Source organism: Micromonospora craterilacus (assembly GCF_003236315.1).
In the GTDB taxonomy this organism is placed as follows: Bacteria; Actinomycetota; Actinomycetes; order Mycobacteriales; family Micromonosporaceae; genus Micromonospora; species Micromonospora craterilacus.
In genome coordinates this window covers 1-4,151 of record NZ_POTY01000371.1, presented here as the reverse complement: position 1 = coordinate 4,151, position 4,151 = coordinate 1, and the positions used below count along the sequence as shown (strand labels likewise).

Genomic DNA, 4,151 nt, shown 5'->3' with positions numbered 1-4,151 from the left:
CGAAGACGTGTTTCTGTCGCAAGGACGTGTCTATCGATGGCTCCACGCCTGTTTCCACTGCCGCCCGACTCGACACCTTCGCCCGTGTCGCACCAATCAACCCTTATGCGTTGCTGAGATCAACTCAGTGCCGTTGGCCTCGCCGAACAACTCCCATGCCTCGGAGATTCTTAGCCGCTCGAAGCCGCTGAAAAAGCCGCCGCCGACGATCCGGTTGAGCGGGTAGTGCGCCTTGAAGAGAAATGGCTCTCCCGGTGTCAGTGCTCTAAACGACCCTCCCGACGGCCGCCAGAAGTTGACCTCGCTAAGGTGTGGCCGCTCTGCCAGGAAGCGGAACCAAGTCTCGTCGGTCACCCCCACAAAGGCTTTCACACCGGACAGTGTCCACTCCAGTCGATCTCGTCGGTACCGACCGAACGGTCACGGCTCCACCCCGGCATCGCCGTCGCAGAAACCTGTTGCGGCCTCGCATCGATGGATGTTGGGTGGAGGTCAGCCGATCGAAGGGAGTGAACGACATGAGGCACGCCACGACGCCCGTCCAGCGAGCAATCAACGTCGACTCCATCGAATCGAGGCTTCGTGAGTACGTGGATTCCCACGATCGAGGCGCCGTACGGCGCCGGTAGCACCAACGGGGGCCGCTGATGTCGGTCTTCGACGACCCCAGACACTTCGGCTGGCTCTGGGCCGCCACCTACGACGGGCCCGGCAACCCCGACCCGACGGCTGCGGTGGCGTTCCTCGGCGACCTGGCCGCGGACGGCCCGGTACTGGAACTCGCCATCGGCACCGGCCGGGTCGCCCTTCCGCTGGCCGCCCGCGGCACCGCCGTCGAGGGCGTCGAGGCGTCACCGGAAATGGTTCACAAGATGCGTGCCAAGCCCGGCGGCGACGCCATCCCGGTCGCCATCGGCGACATGGCGGACGTGCCGGTGACCGGCCCGTACCGGATGGCGTACCTGGTCTTCAACACGCTGTTCAACCTGGTCAAGGCCGAGCGGCAGGCGGACTGTTTCCGCAACGTCGCGCGGGTGCTGGTGTCCGGCGGCGCGTTCGTCATCGAGGCGTTCGTGCCCGACCCGGCGGACTTCGACCGGAACGAACAGGTGCAGCCCTGGTCGGTGACGGAGGACTCGGCCGCCATCCGGCTGCACCGGTACGACCGCGAGGCGCAGACGTTCCTCCGGCAGACCGTCACCTTCGACGGTACGGGGGTGCACCTGCACCCCTTCGCCATGCGGTACATGTGGCCCCAGCAGATCGACGAGCTGGCAGAGCACGCCGGGTTCCGCCTCGCCGAGCGGTACGCCGACTGGGACCGCACCCCGTTCGGCCCGGACAGCACCTCGCACATCTCCGTCTACCGGCTCGGCTGACCGCCCGGTGCGGGCACGAATCCGTCGACGCGGTCGCGTGCCCGCACCACCGGGCTCCGAAGCCGCTCGGCGGTGCGCTGGCGGTGGCGGTGGCCTGGGATAATGATCCGCATGTCGATCCGTACGTCCCTGGTAGCCACACTGCGGCGGGTGCGGGACGGCGGCCGAGGCCGCTGGCTGCGCCGGATCGCGCTGGCCGCCGCCATCGGTGCCGCGCTGCTGGCCGCCGGCAGCTGGGCCAGCGTGAGCTGGATCCGGTCCGGTGCCGATGGACGGACGTACACGGTGGAGAGCGCGCCGGAGGCACCGGTCGCTCTGGTGCTCGGCACCCGGGTCCAGGCGGACGGCAGCCCGTCGCCGTTCCTCAGCGCGCGGCTGGAGATCGCCCGCGAGCTGTACGCCACCGGCAAGGTCCAGGCGATCCTGGTCTCCGGCGACAACATGCGCCACGAGTACAACGAGCCGGAGGCGATGCAGCGCTGGCTGGTCGACCGGGGGGTGCCGGCCGACAAGGTGGTGCTGGACTACGCCGGCTTCGACACGTACGACTCGTGCGCCCGGGCCAAGCGGATCTTCGGCGTGGACCGGGCGACGCTGGTGACCCAGTCCTTCCACCTGGCCCGTGCTGTCACGGTGTGCCGGCATCTCGGTGTAGACGCCATCGGCGTCGGTGACGACACCGCCCGCGAGTACGGCCGGACCTGGCAGTTCGCCTCCGCCCGCGAGTACGGCGCCAGCATGAAGGCGGCGGTGGACGTGCTGTCCGGCCGCGATCCGGTGCACCTCGGCCGCCGCGAGACCGGCATCGACGACGCCCTCCGCGCCAGCTGAACTCAATCACTGGCCCTGATCGTCCGGCTGACCGTCATTCAGGTCAACTCCGTCAGGCGTCAGGCTCCGCCGAGGGTTTCGCCGGCGGAGCCTGACCACTGCGCTTGAGGGCGGTGGACCAGGTTCAGACGTTGAACCGGAATTCGACGACGTCGCCGTCCTGCATCACGTACTCCTTGCCTTCGATGCGGACCTTGCCCGCCGCCTTCGCAGCGGCCATCGAGCCGGCCCCGACCAGGTCGGCGTAGGAGACGACCTCGGCCTTGATGAAGCCGCGCTGGAAATCGGAGTGGATGACCCCGGCGGCCTCCGGCGCGGTCGCGCCGACCGGGACGGTCCAGGCCCGCGCCTCCTTGGGGCCGGCGGTGAGGTACGTCTGCAGCCCGAGCGTCCGGAAGCCGACCCGGACCAGCTGGTTCAGGCCCGGCTCGGACTGCCCGATCGACTCCAGCAGCTCACGGGCCTCCTCCTCGGGCAGGTCCACCAGCTCGGATTCGATCTTGGCGTCCATGAAGACCGCCTCGGCCGGAGCGACCAGCGCCCGCATCTCGTCGAGGAACTCGGCGTTGTTCAGCTCGGCCTCGTCGACGTTGAAGACGTACAGGAACGGCTTGGTGGTGAGCAGGTGCAGCTCCCGCAGGTGCTCCAGCTCGATCCCGGCCGCCGCCGCGCCGACGTAGAGGGTGGTGCCGCCGTCCAGCACGTCGACGGCCTTCTTCGCGGCCGTCACCGCAGCGGCCCGGTCCTTGCGGAGCTTGGCCTCCTTCTCCAGCCGGGGCAGCGCCTTCTCCAGGGTCTGCAGGTCGGCCAGGATCAGCTCGGTGTTGATCGTCTCGATGTCGTCGGACGGGGAGACCTTGCCGTCGACGTGCACCACGTTCGGGTCGGAGAAGGCCCGCACCACCTGGCAGATCGCGGAGGCGTCACGGATGTTGGCCAGGAAGGCGTTGCCGCGCCCCTGCCCCTTCGAGGCGCCGCGCACCAGGCCAGCGATGTCGACGAACGACACCGGGGCGGGGATCACCTTCTGCGAGGTGAAGATCTCGGCGAGCTTGTCCAGCCGCTCGTCCGGCAGCCCGACCACGCCGACGTTGGGCTCGATCGTGGCGAACGGGTAGTTCGCGGCGAGCACGTCGTTCTTGGTCAGCGCGTTGAACAGGGTGCTCTTGCCGACGTTGGGCAGGCCGACGATGCCGATGGTGAGACTCACGACGAGCCAGCTTACGCCGGTGCCCGGCCTCCGGGGGCAGCCAGGCTCCCCCTGACGGCGGTGATGCGTTGTTAACCTGCCGACGCGAGCGACTCCAGGAGGCGAGATGGGCCGACTGCCGGAACTGTACGTCGCGGTCGACGTCGAGGCCGACGGGCCGATCCCCGGCCCGTACAGCATGATCTCGCTCGGCATGGCGGTCGCCGGCCACCCGGAGTTGACCTTCTACACCGAGTTGAAGCCGATCTCCGACGAGTACGTCCCGCAGGCGCTCGCCGTCTCCGGCCTCGACCGGGACCGGCTGCTGCGCGAGGCGCCCACCGCGGCAGAGGCGATGGGCGCCGCCGCGACCTGGGTCAACGGGCTGCGTACGATCGGCCGGCCGGTGTTCCTCGCCGCCCCGGCCGTCTGGGACGGCATGTTCGTCCACTGGTACTTCATCCGGTTCGTCGGCCACAGCCCGTTCGGCGTCACCGGATCCGGCGTCGACCTGCGCAGCTACTGGATGGGGCGGACCGGCCGCGAGTGGGCGCAGACCCGCCAGGGCACCATCAAGCGCGAGCTGGGCCTGGCCGACCTGCCGCACACCCACCACGCCGGCGAGGACGCCTCCGAACTGTCGGCCCCGAGTTGTCGGCCTGCAGCACCGAAGCGGTGGCCGCAGCGGAGAGTCCGAGCACGGTGCACAGGTAGTCGCGGACCGCGGCGTGGGCGTCGTCCGGACGAAGGCC

The 4,151-nt window shown here is 69.4% G+C and carries 5 protein-coding genes; 3 read left to right on the top strand and 2 right to left on the bottom strand.

Features of this window, described 5'->3' with window-relative positions; all coding sequences use genetic code 11:
- Positions 1 to 96: 96 nt before the first annotated feature.
- A complete protein-coding gene (locus tag C1I95_RS32360) occupies positions 97 to 372 on the bottom strand; it encodes a hypothetical protein (RefSeq protein ID WP_199524010.1) in 276 nt (91 codons plus the stop codon).
- Positions 373 to 647: 275 nt separating this feature from the next.
- Between C1I95_RS32360 and C1I95_RS32355 the strand changes: the two genes are divergently transcribed.
- Together C1I95_RS32355 and C1I95_RS32350 are read left to right on the top strand one after the other, a co-directional pair.
- Positions 648 to 1,379: a class I SAM-dependent methyltransferase gene (locus C1I95_RS32355; RefSeq protein WP_111219721.1), complete on the top strand. Its 732-nt coding sequence runs from the start codon at positions 648 to 650 to the stop codon at positions 1,377 to 1,379.
- A 111-nt stretch (positions 1,380 to 1,490) separates the two neighbouring features.
- Positions 1,491 to 2,210: a SanA/YdcF family protein gene (locus C1I95_RS32350; protein WP_233514021.1), complete on the top strand. Its 720-nt coding sequence runs from the start codon at positions 1,491 to 1,493 to the stop codon at positions 2,208 to 2,210.
- A 124-nt stretch (positions 2,211 to 2,334) separates the two neighbouring features.
- On the opposite strand, the gene ychF is transcribed toward C1I95_RS32350, so the two are convergent.
- Positions 2,335 to 3,420: a redox-regulated ATPase YchF gene (ychF, locus tag C1I95_RS32345; protein ID WP_111219717.1), complete on the bottom strand. Its 1,086-nt coding sequence runs from the start codon at positions 3,418 to 3,420 to the stop codon at positions 2,335 to 2,337.
- Between the two features lie 106 nt (positions 3,421 to 3,526).
- Between ychF and C1I95_RS32340 the strand changes: the two genes are divergently transcribed.
- Positions 3,527 to 4,151 (top strand): hypothetical protein (locus tag C1I95_RS32340; RefSeq protein ID WP_233514020.1); only part of this gene is annotated, 625 nt, incomplete at its 3' end.